We start from the raw sequence: 18,925 nt of genomic DNA on the forward strand, positions 1-18,925 counted from the left end.
CGAGCATACGGCGCCCGCCTGACAAGCTCCATTTGTGCGAAGGCTACAACTTGCTTTGCGCTGGATCACACGGCGGGACCGCCGTGGTTAAAGCCCGACGGCGGCCCCCACACCGTGGGGACCGCCGTCGTCGTGTTTTCCGGTCCGGCCGGGTGACTCCTAGGAGTCGCCGCCCGCGTTGCCGGTGGTGCCGGCATTGACGTTGAGCAGCCGGTACTTCTCGATCGCCTGGGCCGGGGCCTGCGCATCAACCTCGCCGCGGCGGGCGAGCATCTGCAGCGAGCGGACAACGATCGAGTGCACGTCGTTCTTGAAGAAGCGGCGTGCCGCGGCGCGGGTGTCGGAGAAGCCGAAGCCGTCGGCGCCGAGCGAGGCGAACTCGTTCGGGACGAACTGCCGGATCTGGTCCGGGACGGCCTTCATGTAGTCCGAGACCGCGACGATCGGGCCGGTGGCGCCGGCGAGCTGTTCGGTGACGAACGGCACGCGGGCCGGCTGGCCCGGGTTGAGGAAGGCCTCTTCCTCGGCGGCCATGGCGTCGCGGCGCAGCTCGGTCCAGGACGTGACGGACCAGACGTCGGCGGAAACGCCCCAGTCCTCGGCCAGCACGCGCTGGGCCTCGAGGGCCCACGGCACGGACACGCCGGAGGCGAGGATCTGCGTGCGGGGGCCGTCGATCTTGGCCGGCGCCAGCAGGTAGATGCCCTTGACGATGCCCTCGACGTCGAGCTCGGCGGGGGCCGCCGGCTGCGAGATCGGCTCGTTGTAGACCGTCAGGTAGTACATGACGTTCCGCGACGGGTCGTTATCCGCAGGGCCGGGGCCGTACATCCGGTTCAGGCCGTCACGCATGATGACGCCGATCTCGTAGCCGTAGGCGGGGTCGTACGTGACGACAGCCGGGTTGGTGGCGGCGAGGATCGGGGAGTGGCCGTCGGCGTGCTGCAGGCCTTCGCCGGTCAGCGTGGTGCGGCCGGCGGTGGCGCCGATGATGAACCCGCGGGTCATCTGGTCGGCGGCGGCCCAGAAGGAGTCGCCGGTGCGCTGGAAGCCGAACATCGAGTAGAAGACGTAGATCGGGATCAGCGGCTCGCCGTGGGTGGCGTAGGAGGTGCCGGCGGCGGTGAAGGCCGCGACCGAACCTGCCTCGTTGATGCCGGCGTGCACGATCTGGCCGGCGATCGACTCCTTGTACGCGAGGACCAGGTCGCGGTCCACGGACAGGTAGTTCTGGCCGTTCGGGTTGTAGATCTTCGCGGTCGGGAAGAACGCGTCGATGCCGAAGGTGCGGGCCTCGTCCGGGATGATCGGCACGATCCGGGAACCGAATTCCTTGTCCCGCATCAGGTCCTTGAGCAGTCGGACGAACGCCATGGTGGTGGCGGCCAACTGCTTGCCGGAGCCGCGGTTGGCGACCTCGTACGCCTTGTCGCCCGGCAGGGTGACGTCGGTGTGCTTGGACCGGCGCTCGGGCACGAAACCGCCCAGGGCCTGGCGGCGCTCCATCAGGTACTTGATCTCCGGAGAGTCCGCACCCGGGTGGAAGTACGGCGGCTGGTACGGGTCGGCCTCGAGCTGCTCGTCCGTGATCGGGATGCGCAGGTGGTCGCGGAAGGCCTTCAGGTCCGCCAGGGTGAGCTTCTTCATCTGGTGGGTCGCGTTGCGGCCCTCGAAGTGGGTGCCCAGGCCGTAGCCCTTGACCGTGTGGGCCAGGATGACCGTCGGCTTGCCCTTGAACTCGGTGGCGGCCTTGTACGCGGCGTAGACCTTGTTGTAGTCGTGGCCGCCGCGCTTGAGGTTCCAGATTTCCTGGTCCGTCATGTCCGCGACCATGTCCTTGGTCTGCGGGGTCTTGCCGAAGAAGTGCTCGCGGACGAACCCGCCGGACTCGGCCTTGTAGGTCTGGTAGTCGCCGTCGACCGTCTCGTTCATGATCTTCACGAGCGAGCCGTCGTCGTCCTTTGCCAGCAGGTTGTCCCACTCGCGGCCCCAGACGACCTTGATGACGTTCCAGCCGGCGCCGCGGAAGAAGGCCTCGAGTTCCTGCATGATCTTGCCGTTGCCGCGGACCGGGCCGTCGAGGCGCTGCAGGTTGCAGTTGATGACGAAGTTGAGGTTGTCCAGCTTGTCGTTCGCGGCGAGCTGGAGCAGGCCGCGGGATTCCGGCTCATCCATTTCGCCGTCGCCCAGGAACGCCCAGACCTGCTGGTCGGAGGTGTCCTTGATGCCGCGGTTGTGCAGGTAGCGGTTCGACTGTGCCTGGTAGATGGCGTTCATCGGGCCGATGCCCATGGAGACGGTGGGGAACTCCCAGAACTCCGGCATCAGGCGCGGGTGCGGGTAGCTGGAGAGCGCGTGGCCCTCCTTGGACTTCTCCTGGCGGAAGCCGTCGAGGTCTTCCTCGCTCAGCCGGCCTTCGAGGAAGGCGCGGGCGTACATGCCGGGGGAGGCGTGGCCCTGGAAGAAGACCTGGTCGCCGCCGCCCGGGTGGTCCTTGCCGCGGAAGAAGTGGTTGAAGCCGACCTCGTAGAGGGTCGCGGCACCGGCGTAGGTGGAAATGTGGCCGCCGACGCCGATTTCGGGCCGCTGCGAGCGGTGCACCATGATCGCGGCGTTCCAGCGCAGCCAGGCGCGGTACTTGCGTTCGATTTCCTCATCGCCGGGGAACGGGGCTTCCTGGTCCACCGGGATGGTGTTGACGTAGTCCGTGGTGGTCACCATCGGCACGCCCACGCTTTGGGCGCCGGCCCGCTGAAGCAGGCTGCGCATGATGTACTGGGCACGCTCCGTGCCCTGTTCCTGAATCAGGGTGTCCAGGGACTCCAGCCATTCGGCGGTCTCTTCCGGATCACGATCAGGCAGCTGGTTAGTCAACCCGCTGAGGATATGGGAGGTATCTTCTCCTGCAGCCACGTCCAACCTCTCTTTGAGCGCATTCACCGGCACCCTCAGCTCCGGGCAGGGTGACTGCCTGGCGTGAACGCGACGTGTGCGACATATCGGTAACAGCAGCCCGGTCCTGTACGCCGGGCTTGGTCCAATCACAACCAGGCCTGACAGTGGGAGCGGTCGGTTGTCCGCGCAGGCATGGTCGTCATCAGCCACTCTAGCCTTGCGCGTCCGCGGATGCGTAGCCGCCGCCGCCCCGGTGTGACGCAGAATATGGCGGATCGCGGGGCCCGCAGCTTGAAGCGGACGCACAAAGGGTGTTGGCTTGGAGTAATGGAAATCACTAGCACCAAGGAATGTGTCACTATCGGACACAGCGGGCTTTCTGCCGGCAGGCACCAACAGACGCACCAACAGCATAGGAGCAGCACGTGAGCGAGGCCGACGCCGCCACTTCGGTAAATGTGGCGGAAAGATTGGGTTTCAAGAACGGGGATCTGATTCAGGAGTTCGGTTACGACGACGACGTCGACTTCGACTTGCGTGATGACATCGAGGACCTCACCGGGTCCGAGATCTTCGACGAGGACGACCACGAGGTGGTCGACGCGGCCATCCTCTGGTGGCGCGACGGTGACGGTGACCTGGTGGACACGCTGGTGGACTCCCTGACCTCCCTGACGGACGGCGGTGTGGTCTGGGTGCTGACCCCGAAGAAGGGCCGCACCGGCTATGTCTCGCCCTCGGAACTGCAGGAAGCGGCGCCCACCGCCGGCCTGCACTGCACCACCTCCGCCGGGGTCTCCCAGGACTGGAGCGCCACCCGGCTGGTGACCCGGAAGAACAAGTGACCGGTTCCGCGCCGGTGCAGGCTCCCGCCCCGCAGGCCGGCACCGTGCCCTCCGTCGGGCAGCCGGCCCCGGACTTCGAGCTGGTCAACCAGTTCGGCGAGCCGGTCCGGCTCTCCGAATTGCGGGGCCGCACCGTGGTGCTGGTGTTCTTCCCGTTCGCCTTCTCCGGCATTTGCACGGGCGAACTGTGCGAACTGCGGGACAACCTGGCCGTCTTCGAGGACGCCGACGCCGTGGTGTTGGGCATCTCGGTGGACAGCAAGTTCGCCCAGCGCGCCTACGCCGAGAAGGAGGGCTACAGCTTCGACCTGCTGGCGGACTTCTGGCCGCACGGAGCGGTGGCGGAGCGGTACGGGGTGTTCGACCCGGAGAGCGGCATGGCCCTGCGCGGGACGTTCATCATCGACGCGGCTGGCACTGTCCGCTACGTCGTGGTCAATCCCCGGGGCCAGGCGCGTGACTTCGCCGGTTACCGGGCGGCCCTCACGGAACTGTCCGGCGGTTCCCCCGCCCCCTCCACGGACCCGTCCTACAGCCGGGGACCGGAAACGGCATGAGGCAGCGGCGGCCCGGGGTGGGGATGACGGGATTTGCGAGCCTGCCCCCCGTCACGCCCGCCGAGCCGGCCCGCGACGAGCTCGAGGTCCTGCAGGAGATCCACGGGGTCCTGGCCGGGAAACGCTTCGCGTTGCTCACCGGCGCCGGTCTCAGCACCGACTCGGGCATCCCCGACTACCGCGGCCCCGGCGCGGCGCCGCGCGCGCCCATGACATACCAGGAGTTCATCGGCTCGCCGGATAACCGGCAGCGCTACTGGGCCCGGAACCACATCGGCTGGTCCCACCTCCGCCGGGCCGACCCCAACGACGGCCACACGGCCGTGGCCCGGATGGAGCAGCGCGGGCTGCTCACCGGCCTGATCACCCAGAACGTGGACCGGCTGCACGAGGACGCCGGCAGCCGGAACGTCGTGGACCTGCACGGCCGCTTCGACCGGGTGGTGTGCCTGGCCTGCGGCCGCAGCTACAGCCGGACCCTGCTGGCCGGGGTGCTGGAGGAACTCAACCCCGGATTCCTCGACGCCGCCCTCGCCGGCGGCATGGTGGAGGCCGCCCCGGACGCGGACGCCACCGTGGAGGACGAGGCGCTGATCAGCGAGTTCGTCGTCGCGATCTGCCCGGCCTGCGGCGGCACCCTGAAACCCGACTTCGTCTACTTCGGCGAGAACGTGCCCAAGGACCGGGTGGAGCGTTCCTACGCCATGGTGGACTCCGCCGGCGCGCTGCTGGTGGCCGGTTCCTCGCTGACCGTGATGAGCGGGCTGCGCTTCGTCCGCCACGCCGTCAAGCAGGGCAAGGAGGTCGTGATCATCAACCGCGGCCAGACCCGCGGCGACGACCTGGCGACCATCAAGCTGGAGGCCGGCGTCAGCGAGTCCCTGACCTGGCTCGAGGCCGAGCTCCCCGCCCTCTGACCCGGCGTTCCGTGGCCGCGCCGATTGGCGCCGGAGCCCGCGTTTCGGGTAAGGTCAATGTTCGTTGGTTGACGTGCCGAGGCATGGAAACCGGCGTGATGGGTCTTTAGCTCAGCTGGTAGAGCGCCACGTTTACACCGTGGATGTCATCGGTTCGATCCCGGTAGGACCCACCATCATGAACCCCGTCGCGGGAGCCGAAAGGCAGCCGCGGCGGGGTTTTTCTTTGCCTGCGGCCCGGCCCGGGGGACCGGTGGAGGTCAGGCCGTAAACCACGGCGGCCGGTCCCGGATAAATGTCGGTGCCTGGCCATAGCGTCAGCGGCATGGAACACGTACTCGTCACAGCCGGCCCGGACGGGCGCCCCCACACCGTGATCCGCGGCGGCCGGGAATGGATCATCGGCGCGGACCCGGTCCGCTGGTTCGAGCGGGTGAGCTGGTGGGAGGCCGAACGGCGGATGCCGCGGGGCCTCGGCCGGGTGGACGTGGAAGTCTGGCAGGTCCAGGCGCGGCTGGGCCGCAATGCCGGATCGGCGCTGACCACCATGGAACTGATCCGCGACGGCCTCGGCGGCGGGTGGCGGCTCAGGGACCTGGTGGCCGACGCGGCGTGAGGCCCTGTTCCGGGCCGAATTCCGGGCATTGGAAAAGCCCTCCACCGCGGCTATTGGGGGATGCCGCGGTGGAGGGCTTGAGAAAAAGATACCGGAAATGAGACGAAATGTGAAACTGAAAGCGGTTGAATTAGCCCAGTGTCGGGACTAATTCGGGAGGCCAGTCACCGGCTCCGGATCAGGCGGGCCGGACGGGGACGAAAACCCGGGGCTGGTCCCGCCAGCTCGGCTCCATGTCCGCGATGGTCTCGCGCATGATCTTGTCCGAGGCCTCCCGCGCCGCCGGCCCGTTGCCGGTGGCGATGGCCTCCGCGACATCCACGTGCCACTGCAGCGCGTAGGTCTGCGGATGGTCGGGCATCAGCCCGTGCATGGTCCGCCCGGTCAGCGTCTCCGCCACCTGCCCCACAAGATTGGCGAACATCTCGTTCCCGGACCCCGTGAGCAGCAGCGAATGGAACCTGATGTCGAGGTCCAGGAACCTCGGGACGTCCCCGGCCACGCCCGCTTCCCGCATGGCGTGGGAGATTTCCACCAGCTCGCTGCGGATGTCATCGGGTGCGTTGGCCGCGGCCAGCTCGGCTGCGACGGGTTCCACCGCCGTGCGCAGCTCCGCGAGCGAGCGGAGCTGGGCGCCCCGGCCCTCGCCGGCCAGGCGCCACCGGATCACGGACGGGTCGAAGGGGTTCCAGCGGTTGGCCGGCAGCACCCGGATTCCCACCCGCTTGATAGTCTCGACCAGGCCGAGGGACTGCAGCACCCGGACCGCCTCGCGGACCACGGAGCGGGAGACCTTGAGTTCGTCCTCCAGGTGCTCGGCGAGCATCACATGGCCGGTCGGGAGCTCGCCCCTGACAATCCGGGTTCCCAGATGCTCGATGGCTTGATGGTGGAGGCTGGTCGACATAGTCGTAAGCATAGTGGCGTGCCCGTCACAGGAGCCGCGAACGGGCGCGGTCCCGGCCGAAAATCATAGACTGTCTAGGAGGCGCCGTCTTCGGCCAGCCAACTGCACTCGTTGCACCCAATGAATTGGAGATTTGATGTCAGCACACATCGGTGTCACCGGCCTTGCGGTGATGGGGGCAAACCTCGCCCGTAACCTCGCCCGTAACGGCTTCACGGTCGCCCTCCACAACCGCTCGGTGGAAAAGACCGACGCGCTCCTTGAGAAGCACGGCTCCGAGGGCGACTTCGTCCGGACCGAAACGCTGCAGGAACTCGTTGACTCGCTGGAGAAGCCCCGCCGCGTCCTGATCATGGTCAAGGCCGGCAAGCCGGTCGACTCCGTCATCGAACAGCTTGAGCCGCTGCTCGAGCCCGGCGACATCATCATCGATGCCGGCAACTCGCACTATGAGGACACCCGCCGCCGCGAGGCCGCCCTCGCCAAGAAGGACCTGCACTTCGTCGGCATCGGCGTCTCCGGCGGCGAGGAGGGTGCCCTCAACGGACCCTCGATCATGCCCGGCGGCTCCAAGGAGTCCTACGAGGCCCTTGGCCCGCTCCTGGAGAAGATCTCCGCCCACGTGGACGGCCAGCCCTGCTGCGCCTGGATCGGCACCGACGGCGCCGGCCACTTCGTCAAGATGGTCCACAACGGCATCGAGTATGCCGACATGCAGGTCATCGGCGAGGCCTTCGACCTGCTCCGCTCCGGCGCGGGCATCGAGCCGGCCGAGCAGTCAAAGATCTTCGCCGAATGGAACAAGGGCGACCTTGCCTCCTTCCTGATTGAAATCTCCGCCGAGGTCCTGGGCCACGTCGACGCCAAAACCGGCAAGCCGTTCGTCGACGTCGTCGTGGACGCCGCCGGCCAGAAGGGCACCGGCCGCTGGACGGTCATCTCCGCCCTGGAGCTGGGATCCCCGGTCTCCGGCATCGCCGAGTCCGTCTTCGGCCGGGCGCTGTCTTCCCAGGCCGGCCAGCGGAAGCTGGCCCAGGAGCTGCTCGCCGGGGGAGAGGCCGACGTCGAGGTCCCCGAGACCTTTGTGGAGGACGTGCGCCAGGCGCTCTACGCCTCCAAGCTGGTCTCCTACGCGCAGGGCCTGGACATGCTCACGTCCGCCGCGAAGGAATACGGCTGGGAGCTGAAGCTGGACGAGATCGCCTCCCTGTGGCGGGGCGGCTGCATCATCCGCGCCGAACTGCTCAAGGACATCACCAAGGCGTACTCCGCCGATGAGAAGCCGGCCAACCTGCTCTTCGCCCCCGCGTTCACCGCTGCGATCGCCGACGCCCTGCCGGCGTGGCGCCGCGTGGTGGCCACCGCGGTACAGCTGGGCATCCCGGTGCCGGTATTCTCCTCCTCGCTGGCCTACTACGACGGCCTGCGCCGCAAGCGCCTGCCGGCCGCCGTGATCCAGGGCCAGCGCGACCTGTTCGGCGCCCACACCTACGGGCGCGTCGACGCCGAGGGCACGTTCCACACCCTGTGGGGCGAGGACAAGTCCGAGGTTGAGGCCGTGGACACCCACTAGCGCTTAAACGGCTGCGGCCGCCGTCCCGGGAGTCCGGGGCGGCGGCCGCAGTGGTTTAACCCTAGATGCGGTATTCGATCAGGTACTCGGCCGGGTCGACGGCCTTCTTGGTCTCGCGCTGGGCGTCGCGGTGCCGCCAGGTGGCGGGCACGCCGGTCAGGATCGATTCGGCCGGGGCGTCCTTGACCACGACGGCGTTCGCGCCAATGGCGCTGTCCCGGCCGATGGTGATAGGGCCCAGGACCTTGGCGCCGGCGCCGATCACGACACGGTCCTCGATGGTGGGGTGCCGCTTGATCTTCGCCAGCGAGCGACCACCGAGGGTGACGCCGTGGTAGATCATGACGTCTTCGCCGATTTCCGCCGTCTCGCCAATCACCACGCCCATGCCGTGGTCAATGAAGAACCGCCGGCCGATCGTGGCGCCCGGATGGATCTCGATGCCGGTCATGAACCGGGCCAGCTGGGAGATCAGCCGGGCCGGGAACCGCAGCGACGGGTTCTGCCACAAGCGGTGGGTGAGCCGGTGGGCCCAGATCGCGTGCAGCCCCGAGTAGGCGACAAAGTTTTCGAAAGAGCCTCGCGCCGCCGGGTCGTGGGACCGGGCGGTGTCGAGGTCTTCCTTGAGTCGTGCGAAAAAGCCCACAAAATTCTTTCTGAGAATGCGGCCGCGTTAGGGTCAGCCGCGGATGTCGTCGTACAGCACGGTGGAGATGTAGCGCTCCCCGAAATCGCAGACCACGGCAACGATCAGCTTACCGGCGTTCTCCGGCCGCTTGGCCAGTTCCAGCGCGGCCCAGACGATCGCACCGGAGGAGATGCCGCCGAGGATGCCTTCCTTGACGCCGAGGTCCCGGGCCACCCGGACGGAGTCCTCGAGGGAGGCGTCGATGACCTCGTCGTAGATGGTGGTGTCGAGGATCTCGGGGACGAAGTTCGCGCCCAGGCCCTGGATCTTGTGCGGGCCGGGGGCGCCGCCGTTGAGGATGGGGGAGTCCTTGGGTTCGACGGCGACGATCTGCACGCCGGGCTTGCGCTCCTTGAGGACCTGGCCGACGCCCGTGACGGTTCCGCCGGTGCCGACGCCGGCGACGAAGATGTCCACCTTGCCGTCGGTGTCCTCCCAGACCTCCTCGGCCGTGGTGCGGCGGTGGACGGCGGGGTTGGCCTCGTTGGCGAACTGCTGGGCCCAGATGGAGTTCTCGGTGTTGGCGACGATTTCCTGCGCCTTTTCGACGGCGCCGCGCATGCCCTCGGAACCCGGGGTCAGGACGATCTCGGCGCCGTAGGCGCGCAGCATGACGCGGCGCTCGGTGGACATGGTCTCCGGCATGGTGAGGATGACCTTGTAGCCGCGGGCCGCGCCGACCATGGCCAGGGCGATGCCGGTGTTGCCGGAGGTGCCCTCGACGATCGTGCCGCCGGGCTTGAGAGCGCCGGACTTCTCCGCTGCGTCGATGATGGCAACACCGATCCGGTCCTTGACGCTGTTGGCCGGGTTATAGAACTCCAGCTTCACGGCCACAGTTGCGTCCAGGCCCTCGGACAGCCGGTTCAGGCGGACCAGCGGGGTACCGCCGACAAGCTGGGTTACGTCGTCATAGATTCGTGCCATGGGGAAATGTGCCTATCTGTGAGGAGGGAATTCTAGGGTCAGCTTATTGAGGGCGCGAGAAGCCCGGCTAAGCATTAAGCCATGCGGAGTAATATTTCCTTGCCTTCGCCAGCTTCGGGTTGATAATCACCTGGCAGTAGCCCTGGTCCGGGTTCTTCGCGAAGTAGTCCTGGTGGAAATCCTCCGCCACGTGGAAGACCGGCAGCCGGCTGACCTCGGTGACGATCGGGTTGGCCCACAGCTCCTGGTTCCGCTCGATCGCCTTCTCGAACAGGATCTTCTCCTCCGTCGTCTCGTAGAACATGGACGAGCGGTACTGCGTGCCGACGTCGTAGCCCTGCCGGTTCAGCGTGGTGGGATCGTGCAGGGCGAAGAACATGTCCAGGATGACCTCCGCCGGGATGACGGATTCGTCGAAGCTGACCGCCACCACTTCCGCGTGGCCGGTGGTCCCGGAGCAGACCGAGTAGTAGTCGGGGTTTCGGTCGTGACCGCCGGTGTAGCCTGAGACCACCGAGGTCACGCCCCGGGTCTTCTGGTACACGGCGTCCAGGCACCAGAAGCAGCCGCCACCCAGCACAAAGGTCCGTTCGCTGCTGCCGTTCACGACGTCGGTGTCCACGCGTTCTCCTGTCTTGGTTTCCTGCATGCTGTTCCTTTCGGCCCGTGCGGGATCGTCCGTACGGGATCCTCCTTGTTCAATGGATGAACCGTCCGGATCATTCCCGCAGGGCGTCCCGGACGGTCAATAGGGTAAGAATGTGAGTATGGAACCAGAGGATACGGACGCTTCAGCCCCGCCCGCCGGCCCCGCCCCGGACGATGCCGCTCCCACGGGAAGCACCGGGAACACCCCTGACACAGCAGGAACCGCCGAGGCGGCGGGCGCCGATGAGACCGACGACGCCGGGGACAACGGCGCCACCCTCGGCGCCGTCCAGGTGGCCGTCGAGGAACTCTGGCCCGAATCCTTGGCCGAAGGCTGGGACGAGGTGGGCCTGGTGGCCGGACACCCGTCCGCGCCGGTCACCCGCGTGCTCTTCGCCGTCGACCCCACCCTCGAAGTGATCGAGGAGGCCGTGGAGTGGGGAGCGGAACTGCTCATCACCCACCACCCCCTGCTGCTCAAGGGCGTGACCTCCGTGGCGGCCAACACGCCCAAGGGCCGGGCGGTGCACCGCCTGATCGAAACCGGTACCGCGCTGCTGACCGTGCACACCAACGGCGACTCCGCCGTGGGCGGCGTCTCCGACGTGCTGGCCGACGCGCTCGGCCTGCAGGACGTCCAGCCCCTGACCCAGGCGGCGAACGGGCTCCCCGAGGAAGGCATCGGGCGGGTCGGCGACCTCGCCGACGTCGAGACCCTGGGTGACTTCGCCGCCCGTGTCTTCGGCATCCTGCCCGCCGTCGCCGGCGGTGTCCGCGTCTCCGGCGACCGCGACGGCCTGGTGCGCCGGGTGGCGGTTTGCGGCGGGGCCGGCGACTCGCTCTTCGATCAGGTGCGGGCCAGCAACGCCGACGTCTATGTCACCGCCGACCTGCGCCACCACCCTGCCTCCGAGGCCCGCGAGGCCGCGCTCAACGACCGCCCCTACCTGATCGACGTTTCGCACTTCGCCAGCGAATGGCTCTGGTTGCCGGCGGCAGCCGAGGCGCTGGGCAACGTCCTGGCGGACCAGGGGCACGATGTCGAGATCAGGGTCAGCACCACCAACAGCGACCCGTGGGACTTCATCCTCACTCCCGGCTAAGCCCGGCTGCGCCTTATATGGGCCCGGCGTGCGGGGAGCCCCGGGTGAGCGCAGGGCATGCCACGCGCTAGAGTCGAGGGAGCGCCGTTCAGGTGCCCGGCACGGCCGGACGACAGACATTCGGAGGAAACAGTGGCCAAGGCAGCCCCGGCGGAACAGATGAAGTTACTCGAGCTGCAGGCGCTCGACGCGAAACTGAAGTCACTCTCCAACCGCCGCCGCAGCCTCGAAGGCGACTCCCGCATCACCGACCTGGAGGCCGCCCTGGGCGTGGCCAACGGTGAGCTCGGCTCGGCGAAGGTGGCCGTCGCCGACGCGGAACTGGAGCTCAAGCGTGCCGAGGCAGACGTGGAGCAGGTGGCTTCCCGGATCGCCCGCGACGAGGCGCGGCTGAACAGCGGAACCGGCCTGTCCAAGGACCTGGTGGCCTTGCAGAAGGACATCGCGTCCCTGAACAAGCGCCGCTCGGACCTGGAGGACGTGGAGCTGGAAGTCCTGGAGCGGCTGGATGCACTGCGCCTGCGCCAGGCGGAGCAGCAGCAGATTGTCGACGACATCCAGGGCTCGTTCGCCGGCATCCGCGCCGAGATCGATGAGAAGCTCGCCGAGGTCGCGGCGGAACACACCGTGGTCCGCGGGCAGCGCGCAGAGTTCGCGGCCGGCCTGGACGAGGGCATGCTGGCGATCTACGAAAAGACTTTGGCCAAGCGCGGCGTCGGCGCCGCCCGGCTGTTCCACGGCACCTCGGAGGGCTCCGGCATGCAGCTGAGCCCCGGCGACCTGGCCGAGATCAAGGCCGCTGCGGAGGACGACATCGTCTTCTGCCCTGACTCCGGCTGCATCCTGGTCCGCTCCGCCGAATGGGCCTGACCGAGGCCTAGCCCGGCAGGATCAGGTTCAGCGTGTGCGGCTTCCGGGCCGTACCGGGGACCAGTTCCGCCGGCCACTTCTCGGCCGCCGCCTTCTGCAGCTGCGCGGGGGTCTGCGGGGCCCTGCCGCGCCGGGTCAGCAGGTGCCGGGCCAGCTCGCCGCGGGTGTGCTTGGCGAAGTGGCTGACCACCTTGGGCACCCCGTTGACCTCGGTGAAGACGTTCACGGCGACGGTACGCTCCGGCGGCGGGGCCCACGCGGCCGCGTAGGTGCTGCAGCGGCAGTCCACCAGCAGCTCGCCGTCGGTCTCCCCGGCCAAAGCTGCGGTGATCTGCGGTTTCCAGTAGGAGGCCAGGCGTCCGATCCCGGGGAGCGCCGTGCCCATCGAGAGCCGGTAGGCCGGCACCCTGTCGCCGAACCGGATGGCGCCCCAAAGCGCGGAGACCACCAGCACGGACGCGTCGGCCTTCTTCCGCTGCGCCGGGGTCAGCGAAGAGTAGCCCAACGCGTCGTAGAGCACCCCGGAGTAGACCTGGTGGGCGGGCGCGGCGGGCTCGGCGTGCAGCCTGGTGTTGCGTTCGACGTCGGCGCTCAGCGAGGCTCCTACACCCAGCAGCGACAGGGCGTCCTCGTGCGCGCTAACCGTGCCGAGGGCCTCCAGTACCTGCGCCCGCCCGTCGTTCAGGGCGGGGAAACTCAGCGACGAGGGGTCGACGGCGTCGCCGCGGCTTGCGGGGGTCTTGCCCTCGGAGGGCGGGAGCAGAATCAGCACCGTACGATCCTACCGGCGCGGCTCCGGCATCCGGCGCCCGTCCCCATGGCGGCTGCCGGGCCTCGTGAAGGTGGTGGCGCGCCTAGCTGGGCGGGGGAGGGGCCGGCGGCGTAGCTGCCGTCCGGGCGGCGGCCGCCGCGGCCTGGTTCTCCCGGGCGAGGAAGGCCGAGAGCTCTCCGATGGTGCTCATGAGAGGTGCCGGGAAGACGACCGTGGAGTTCTTGTCCACCGCGATCTCCACCAGAGACTGCAGGTTCCGCAGCTGCAGGGCGAGCGGGTGCTCCATCATCATGTCCGAGGCCTCGCCGAGGGCAGCGGCCGCGATCGATTCGCCCTCGGCGGCGATGATCTTGGCCCGCTTCTCCCGCTCCGCCTCGGCCTGCCGGGCCATGGCCCGCTTCATGCTTTCGGGCAGCTGGATGTCCTTGAGCTCCACCAGGGTCACCTCGACGCCCCATTCCAGGGTCAGGGCGTCCAGGATCTCCCGGATATCCCCGTTGATGCGCTCGGTCTCGGAGAGCGTTTGGTCCAGGCTGTGCCGTCCCACCACCTTACGGAGCGTGGTCTGGGCGATCTGGTTGATGGCGGCGGCGACGTTCTCGATCGCGACGACGGACTTCACGGCGTCGATGACGCGGTAATAGGCGACGGCGGAGATGTCCACGCTGACGTTGTCCTGGGTGATGATCCCCTGGGACTGGATGGGCATGGTCACGATCCGGAGGCTGACCAGTTGCAGCCGGTCGACGACCGGGATGATGAAGCGCAGCCCCGACATCCGCACGCCGATCACGCGGCCCAGGCGGAAGAGGACGCCGTGCTCGTACTGGCGGACGATCCTGATCGAGGAACGGGCGGCGATCAGCACGAGGACGGCGACGATCAGCCATATGACGACGGCGGTGAAGTCCATCCGGATCGCTTCCTTGGACGGTGGGGTGCCTGTTTCCATTCTCCCACCGGCCGGGGCGGAAGGATCCGGGGCGAACGGCCCGCCGGCCAGACCGTAGAATGGTCAGCGGATGGGTTGACCAGGCGGCCGCGCGTCACGCAAGTGGCTCGAGGAACGTCCGGGCTCCGCAGGGCAGGGTGGTGGGTAACGCCCACTCGGGGTAACCCGCAGGCCAGTGCCACAGAGAACAGACCGCCCGGGGCGGCGCCGTGTTTGCACGGTTCCGCGGCCGGGTAAGGGTGAAACGGTGGTGTAAGAGACCACCAGCTTCCCGGGTGACCGGGAAGGCTAGGTAAACCCCACCCGGAGCAAGGCCAGACAGGACACGTTTGAGGGCTGCCCGCCCGAGTGTCCGGGTAGGCTGCTGGAGGGCGTCGGCAACGGCGTTCGTAGATGGATGGCCGCTATTCCCGTGCCGGCAACGGCCCGGGACCACAGAACCCGGCGTATCGGTCAACCCATCCCACGACTTAGAGCAGGACAACGGCTGAGGGCCGGCACCATGCGGTGCCGGCCCTCAGCCGTTGGTGGACGTGCGGGTCAGGCTTTGCGTTTGATCCAGCCCCACACGGCGGTGGCGACCAGGAGGACCAGGCCGATGATGGCCAGCCACAGCAGGCCCTTCACCACGAAGCCGAGGATCGAGAGGATGAGCCAGATGACAAGAAGTGCAACGATGAGTCCCATGCCGCCATCCTAGGCCAGTGGTGCCGGGAAACCCCGGCAATCCGATGTGAGTGATTTCACCCTGTACCGGCCGGTAGGGGGAGGGGGTCCGCCCTAGAATGGAGCGTGAACGTAGAGGTTCAGCCATCGGGTCTGCGTTCGCAGCCGGTGGCTTTTTCTTTGCGGTCACGCGCTCGCCGGGGTGGACCGAATCCCCGCAGCGAGAAGGTTCCGGAGACCCGCCGGCGGCCGACTTCCGCACACGAGGACGTATGCGGTGGATTTTAGGAAGGTAGTTCTGTGAGCCAGACGTCAGATTCTTGTCTTGATACGTGGATGGGCCGGGAGGCGCTCGCCGAGGCCATGATTCCGGTGATCGGCCGGCTGTACCGCGAAAACAATGTGGTGACCTCCATTCACGGCCGGAGCCTGATCAACAAGTCCACCATGAACATCCTGAAGGCGCACCGCTTCGCCCGCCGGATGAGCAAAGAGGAACTCCGCCTCGAGGAGACCGCCCCGCTGCTGGACGCGCTCACCAAGCTGGACCTCGGCGCCGCGGCCATCGACATCGCCCGCCTGACCGAGAAGTACCGCGCCGAGGGCGACGGCGTCAGCCTGGATGAGTTCCTCCGCGAAGAACTCGCTGAGGTTGTCGGCAAGCGCGGCGGCGATGACCGCACCAGCACCGACGTCGTGCTCTACGGCTTTGGCCGCATCGGACGCCTCCTGGCCCGCCTCCTGATCGAGAAGGCCGGCGGCGGCCACGGCCTGCGCCTGCGCGCGATCGTGGTGCGCCGGGGCTCGGACAACGACCTCGCCAAGCGCGCCAGCCTGCTGCGCCGTGACTCCGTCCACGGCTCCTTCGAGGGCACCATCAAGGTTGACCTCGAGAACGACACCATCACCGCCAACGGTGTGCAGATCCAGGTCATCTACTCGGACAACCCCGCCACCGTCGACTACACCGCCTACGGCATCCACGACGCGCTGGTGGTCGACAACACCGGCCGCTGGCGCGACGCCGAGGGCCTCTCCCAGCACCTGCAGAGCAAGGGCGTGTCCCGGGTTCTGCTCACCGCACCGGGCAAGGGCGACCTGAAGAACATCGTGCACGGCATCAACCACGCCGCGATCACCGACGAGGACAAGATCGTCACCGCCGCGTCCTGCACCACCAACGCCATCACCCCGGTGCTGAAGGCTATCAATGACCGCTACGGTGTCATCCACGGCCACGTGGAGACCGTCCACTCCTTCACCAACGACCAGAACCTGATCGACAACTTCCACAAGGGCGACCGGCGCGGACGCTCCGCTGCGCTGAACATGGTCATCACCGAGACCGGTGCCGCCAAGGCCGTCGCCAAGGCCCTCCCCGAACTCCAGGGCAAGCTCACCGGCAACGCCATCCGCGTCCCCACCCCCGACGTCTCCATGGCCATCCTGAACCTGAACCTCGAGAACGGCACCACCAAGGACGAGGTCAACGACTACCTGCGTGAGATGTCGCTGCACTCCGAGCTGCGGAAGCAGATCGACTACATCGACTCGCCCGAGGTGGTCTCCACCGACTTCGTCGGCTCCCGCCGCGCCGGCATCGTGGACGGCCTCGCCACGATCTCCAACGACAAGAACCTCGTCCTCTACGTCTGGTACGACAACGAGTTCGGCTACAGCTGCCAGGTGGTCCGGGTCATGGAGGAAATGGCCGGGGTCAACCCGCCGTCGTTCCCCGCCAAGGACGCCGTCGCCACCCTTGAGGCCGCGGGCCTGCCCGTCGAGGTCGGCTAAGTCACCGACACGGAGCGCTTTCCCGGCCGGTTCTCTGGAAACGGCCGGGAAAGCGAACCACAATGGGAGCCATGGAACAGAACCAGGCTACGGAGCACGAAACCACCCTTGAACACGCCCTCGATGTGGCCCGGCGCAATGCCAAGGAAGCCAAGCGGCTCCTCGACGACGCCCGGGCCAAACGTGAGGCCGGCGAGATCGATGACGCCCGGGTCAGCCAGCTGGAGGCCCTGTCGAACCTCGCGGAGGAGGACCTCCGCCGCGTCACCCGCGAACAGTAGCCCGGCGGACCGCCCGAGACCTTCCCTCCACACTGTGCATAACCGCGGCCCGAGGCGGGGAGCGGCCTAGGCTTTTCCCGTGATGGAGAACCAGCACCCGGCACGGGATCCCACGGGGACGGCGTGAGCGTCACGTGGGCGCAGTACCGGCGGGCACGACGGCGGTCCCGGCAGGCGTGGCTCGTCCTGGCGGCCGCCGCGCTGGCCGCCCTCCTGGTACCGGCCTGGTTCTTCACGGATGGCCAGTTCCGCCTCGGCGGCGGGTTGTCCGACGGGCCCTCGGACGCACCGGTGCTGGCGGCGTGGATGAGTCCCGTCGTGTCCGTCCGGGCTGTGCCGGCGGGCCGGGCCGCGGACCTGCTCGAGTCGCTGCCGGTCAGGGCCCGGGATCCCGCCGCAAATTACGACCGGGCGGCGTTTGGACAGGCGTGGCTCGACGTTGACCGGAACGGCTGCGACACCCGAAACGACATCCTGCGGAGGGACATGGCCGACGCCCGTTTCACGGACGGGTCCCGCTGCCGGATCGGGTCCGGCAGTTTTCGAGAGCCCTATACCGGCCGGCAGACCGCCTTCAGACGAGGGGCCGAGTCCAGCAAAGCCATCCAGATCGACCACGTCGTGGCGCTCGGCGACGCGTGGCAGACCGGCGCGCAGCAGCTCACGGCCCTGCAGCGCACACACCTCGCCAACGACCCGCTGAACCTGGTCGCTGCGGACGGCCCGGCCAACCAGGACAAAAGCTCCTCGGACGCCGCCGGCTGGCTCCCGCCCAACAAGGCCTTCCGCTGCCACTACGTCGCCCGCCAGGTCTCGGTGAAGGCGGCCTACGCCCTGTGGGTGACGGCGGCGGAAAAGGAGGCCATCCGGCGGGTGCTCGGGAGCTGCCCGGATCAGCCCACCATCAGGCCAGGCTGAACTCCTGCCGGGCCAGTTCGGCTTCCAGCCGCTCGACGTCGTCCCGGTGGCAGAGCTCGGTGGCTTGCGTGGTGACGGTGGCGCTGCCCGCCGCGACGGCGGAGCGGAACGCGGCGGCGCTGTCCAGCCCTTGCGCCAGCCGCAGGACGAATGCCGCGAGGAAGCTGTCTCCGGCACCGACCGTGCTGCGGACCTCCACCTTCGGGACGGCCAGGCGCAGCGTGCCCGCCGCGGAGGCGAGCACCGCGCCGGCCCCGCCGAGGGTCAGGGCCACGTTCTCGGCGGAGCCGTCCGCCACCAGCGTGGCGGCGGCGTCGAGTTCTGCCTGCTCGTCCTTCAAAGTGGTGCCGAAGTGCAGGCCCAGTTCCCGCCGGCTGGGTTTGACCAGGAAGACGCCCTCGGCCAGGGCCGCGGCCAGGGCGGGACCTGAGGCGTCCACCACGCAGCGGGCGCCCTGCTCCCGGGCCAGTCGGGCGATCCGGGCGTAGAAATCCTCGGGTACGCCGGGCGGCAGGCTGCCGCTGGCCACCACATAGCCGCCGGGCTGGATGGAGTCGGCCACCAGCCCCAGGCAGAGACGCCATTCGGGTTCACTGAGCTCGGGACCCTGGAGGACGAAGCGGAACTGCTCGCCGGTGCCGGTCTCATCCACGGTGAAGTCCTGCCGGGTGCTGCCTTGGATCGGGACCACCAGGGCGGGCAGCCGCTCCGCTTCGACCAGTCGTCGGTAGGCCTCGCCGGTGGGCCCGCCGGCGGTGTAAATGGCGAGAGGCCGGCCGCCGAGGCGCTGGACCACTCGGGCCACGTTAATGCCGCCGCCGCCGGGATCCAGGCGGCTGGGGCCGCAGCGCAGCTTATGGCCGCTGGAGACGTGCTCCGTGGTGGTGCTGACGTCCAGGGCCGGGTTGATGGTGAGGGTCAGGATGGGCTTCGCCGGGGCGGGCAGAGTGGCTTCCATGCTGCCAAGCATAGGAGCGGCGGCCGCGGGTGTCCCGG

At 68.2% G+C, this 18,925-nt stretch carries 19 protein-coding genes, 1 tRNA gene and 1 other RNA gene; 12 read left to right on the forward strand and 9 right to left on the reverse strand.

Translation table 11 applies throughout. The annotated features are described in order from the left end of the window. Window positions 1-159 precede the first annotated feature (159 nt). Window positions 160-2,913, reverse strand: coding sequence for a pyruvate dehydrogenase (acetyl-transferring), homodimeric type (aceE, locus tag ACFVY3_RS04160; protein WP_400158853.1), 2,754 nt, complete (start codon window positions 2,911-2,913; stop codon window positions 160-162). A gap of 407 nt (window positions 2,914-3,320) precedes the next feature. Here aceE and ACFVY3_RS04165 point away from each other — a divergent pair, with 407 nt between their 5' ends. The 5 genes from ACFVY3_RS04165 (at window position 3,321) to ACFVY3_RS04185 (ending at window position 5,830) form a co-directional block, all read left to right on the forward strand. After that, window positions 3,321-3,740 (forward strand): DUF3052 domain-containing protein, encoded by a 420-nt coding sequence (locus ACFVY3_RS04165; protein ID WP_290257565.1) that lies wholly within the window; start codon window positions 3,321-3,323, stop codon window positions 3,738-3,740. Then, window positions 3,737-4,297, forward strand: a complete 561-nt coding sequence (locus tag ACFVY3_RS04170; RefSeq protein ID WP_400158854.1) for a peroxiredoxin — start codon at window positions 3,737-3,739, stop codon at window positions 4,295-4,297. The genes ACFVY3_RS04165 and ACFVY3_RS04170 overlap by 4 nt, the downstream gene beginning before the upstream one ends. After that, window positions 4,294-5,214: an NAD-dependent protein deacetylase gene (locus ACFVY3_RS04175; RefSeq protein ID WP_400158855.1), complete on the forward strand. Its 921-nt coding sequence runs from the start codon at window positions 4,294-4,296 to the stop codon at window positions 5,212-5,214. Before ACFVY3_RS04170 ends, ACFVY3_RS04175 begins: the two co-directional genes overlap by 4 nt. A 100-nt stretch (window positions 5,215-5,314) precedes the next feature. Further along, window positions 5,315-5,390: transfer RNA gene (locus ACFVY3_RS04180), tRNA-Val, on the forward strand. Window positions 5,391-5,539: 149 nt separating this feature from the next. Then, window positions 5,540-5,830, forward strand: a complete 291-nt coding sequence (locus ACFVY3_RS04185; protein ID WP_290257568.1) for a hypothetical protein — start codon at window positions 5,540-5,542, stop codon at window positions 5,828-5,830. Between the two features lie 178 nt (window positions 5,831-6,008). On the opposite strand, the gene ACFVY3_RS04190 is transcribed toward ACFVY3_RS04185, so the two are convergent. Continuing rightward, on the reverse strand, window positions 6,009-6,737 hold the full coding sequence (locus ACFVY3_RS04190) for an FCD domain-containing protein (protein WP_364135075.1): 729 nt from the start codon (window positions 6,735-6,737) through the stop codon (window positions 6,009-6,011). A 136-nt stretch (window positions 6,738-6,873) separates the two neighbouring features. On the opposite strand from ACFVY3_RS04190, the gene gndA reads away from it, so the two are divergent. Beyond that, entirely contained in the window at window positions 6,874-8,310 is a 1,437-nt protein-coding gene (gene gndA, locus ACFVY3_RS04195) for an NADP-dependent phosphogluconate dehydrogenase (RefSeq protein ID WP_400158856.1), read from the forward strand. A 61-nt stretch (window positions 8,311-8,371) separates the two neighbouring features. On the opposite strand, the gene epsC is transcribed toward gndA, so the two are convergent. From epsC to msrA, 3 genes are all read right to left on the reverse strand, one after another. Continuing rightward, window positions 8,372-8,956, reverse strand: coding sequence for a serine O-acetyltransferase EpsC (epsC, locus tag ACFVY3_RS04200; protein WP_400158857.1), 585 nt, complete (start codon window positions 8,954-8,956; stop codon window positions 8,372-8,374). 33 nt (window positions 8,957-8,989) lie between these two features. Beyond that, a complete protein-coding gene (cysK, locus tag ACFVY3_RS04205) occupies window positions 8,990-9,925 on the reverse strand; it encodes a cysteine synthase A (protein WP_364135082.1) in 936 nt (311 codons plus the stop codon). Between the two features lie 67 nt (window positions 9,926-9,992). Continuing rightward, window positions 9,993-10,574, reverse strand: coding sequence for a peptide-methionine (S)-S-oxide reductase MsrA (gene msrA, locus ACFVY3_RS04210; protein WP_400158858.1), 582 nt, complete (start codon window positions 10,572-10,574; stop codon window positions 9,993-9,995). A gap of 118 nt (window positions 10,575-10,692) precedes the next feature. Between msrA and ACFVY3_RS04215 the strand changes: the two genes are divergently transcribed. Continuing rightward, on the forward strand, window positions 10,693-11,676 hold the full coding sequence (locus tag ACFVY3_RS04215; protein ID WP_400158859.1) for a Nif3-like dinuclear metal center hexameric protein: 984 nt from the start codon (window positions 10,693-10,695) through the stop codon (window positions 11,674-11,676). Window positions 11,677-11,808: 132 nt separating this feature from the next. Further along, window positions 11,809-12,546: a zinc ribbon domain-containing protein gene (locus tag ACFVY3_RS04220; protein WP_400158860.1), complete on the forward strand. Its 738-nt coding sequence runs from the start codon at window positions 11,809-11,811 to the stop codon at window positions 12,544-12,546. A 7-nt stretch (window positions 12,547-12,553) separates the two neighbouring features. Here ACFVY3_RS04220 and ACFVY3_RS04225 read toward each other — a convergent pair whose 3' ends face one another. Further along, window positions 12,554-13,318 carry a YaaA family protein gene (locus tag ACFVY3_RS04225; RefSeq protein WP_400158861.1) on the reverse strand — a complete coding sequence of 255 codons (765 nt, stop codon included), beginning with the start codon at window positions 13,316-13,318 and terminating at the stop codon, window positions 12,554-12,556. A gap of 82 nt (window positions 13,319-13,400) precedes the next feature. After that, entirely contained in the window at window positions 13,401-14,231 is an 831-nt protein-coding gene (locus tag ACFVY3_RS04230; protein ID WP_400159056.1) for a slipin family protein, read from the reverse strand. Between the two features lie 110 nt (window positions 14,232-14,341). Between ACFVY3_RS04230 and rnpB the strand changes: the two genes are divergently transcribed. Next, window positions 14,342-14,735, forward strand: an RNA gene (rnpB, locus tag ACFVY3_RS04235) — RNase P RNA component class A. Between the two features lie 75 nt (window positions 14,736-14,810). Here rnpB and ACFVY3_RS04240 read toward each other — a convergent pair. Continuing rightward, the gene (locus tag ACFVY3_RS04240) at window positions 14,811-14,957 is read right to left on the reverse strand and encodes a hypothetical protein (RefSeq protein WP_290257580.1); all 147 of its coding nucleotides are present in this window, start codon (window positions 14,955-14,957) and stop codon (window positions 14,811-14,813) included. A 279-nt stretch (window positions 14,958-15,236) separates the two neighbouring features. Between ACFVY3_RS04240 and ACFVY3_RS04245 the strand changes: the two genes are divergently transcribed. From ACFVY3_RS04245 to ACFVY3_RS04255, 3 genes are all read left to right on the forward strand, one after another. Beyond that, window positions 15,237-16,730 carry a glyceraldehyde-3-phosphate dehydrogenase gene (locus tag ACFVY3_RS04245; protein ID WP_377970161.1) on the forward strand — a complete coding sequence of 498 codons (1,494 nt, stop codon included), beginning with the start codon at window positions 15,237-15,239 and terminating at the stop codon, window positions 16,728-16,730. A 71-nt stretch (window positions 16,731-16,801) separates the two neighbouring features. Beyond that, on the forward strand, window positions 16,802-17,011 hold the full coding sequence (locus tag ACFVY3_RS04250) for a hypothetical protein (protein ID WP_400158862.1): 210 nt from the start codon (window positions 16,802-16,804) through the stop codon (window positions 17,009-17,011). 123 nt (window positions 17,012-17,134) lie between these two features. Continuing rightward, window positions 17,135-17,929, forward strand: coding sequence for an HNH endonuclease family protein (locus ACFVY3_RS04255; RefSeq protein ID WP_400158863.1), 795 nt, complete (start codon window positions 17,135-17,137; stop codon window positions 17,927-17,929). Here ACFVY3_RS04255 and ACFVY3_RS04260 read toward each other — a convergent pair. Further along, complete coding sequence (locus tag ACFVY3_RS04260; protein ID WP_400158864.1) at window positions 17,916-18,887, reverse strand: 1-phosphofructokinase family hexose kinase; 972 nt, start codon at window positions 18,885-18,887, stop codon at window positions 17,916-17,918. The genes ACFVY3_RS04255 and ACFVY3_RS04260 overlap by 14 nt on opposite strands. Between the last annotated feature and the right edge of the window lie 38 nt (window positions 18,888-18,925).

It is taken from the genome of Arthrobacter sp. BPSS-3 (assembly GCF_044628475.1).
In the GTDB taxonomy this organism is placed as follows: Bacteria; Actinomycetota; Actinomycetes; order Actinomycetales; family Micrococcaceae; genus Arthrobacter.

What these genes read in the sequence shown, in the direction of transcription:
- ACFVY3_RS04230 (WP_400159056.1), bottom strand. Translation starts at nt 14,231, where the DNA reads ATGGACTTCACCGCCGTCGTCATATGGCTGATCGTCGCCGTCCTCGTG.
- ACFVY3_RS04175 (WP_400158855.1), top strand. Translation starts at nt 4,294, where the DNA reads ATGAGGCAGCGGCGGCCCGGGGTGGGGATGACGGGATTTGCGAGCCTG.
- ACFVY3_RS04250 (WP_400158862.1), top strand. Translation starts at nt 16,802, where the DNA reads ATGGAACAGAACCAGGCTACGGAGCACGAAACCACCCTTGAACACGCC.
- ACFVY3_RS04260 (WP_400158864.1), bottom strand. Translation starts at nt 18,887, where the DNA reads ATGGAAGCCACTCTGCCCGCCCCGGCGAAGCCCATCCTGACCCTCACC.
- msrA (WP_400158858.1), bottom strand. Translation starts at nt 10,574, where the DNA reads ATGCAGGAAACCAAGACAGGAGAACGCGTGGACACCGACGTCGTGAAC.
- ACFVY3_RS04240 (WP_290257580.1), bottom strand. Translation starts at nt 14,957, where the DNA reads ATGGGACTCATCGTTGCACTTCTTGTCATCTGGCTCATCCTCTCGATC.
- ACFVY3_RS04190 (WP_364135075.1), bottom strand. Translation starts at nt 6,737, where the DNA reads ATGTCGACCAGCCTCCACCATCAAGCCATCGAGCATCTGGGAACCCGG.
- gndA (WP_400158856.1), top strand. Translation starts at nt 6,874, where the DNA reads ATGTCAGCACACATCGGTGTCACCGGCCTTGCGGTGATGGGGGCAAAC.
- ACFVY3_RS04185 (WP_290257568.1), top strand. Translation starts at nt 5,540, where the DNA reads ATGGAACACGTACTCGTCACAGCCGGCCCGGACGGGCGCCCCCACACC.
- ACFVY3_RS04215 (WP_400158859.1), top strand. Translation starts at nt 10,693, where the DNA reads ATGGAACCAGAGGATACGGACGCTTCAGCCCCGCCCGCCGGCCCCGCC.
- cysK (WP_364135082.1), bottom strand. Translation starts at nt 9,925, where the DNA reads ATGGCACGAATCTATGACGACGTAACCCAGCTTGTCGGCGGTACCCCG.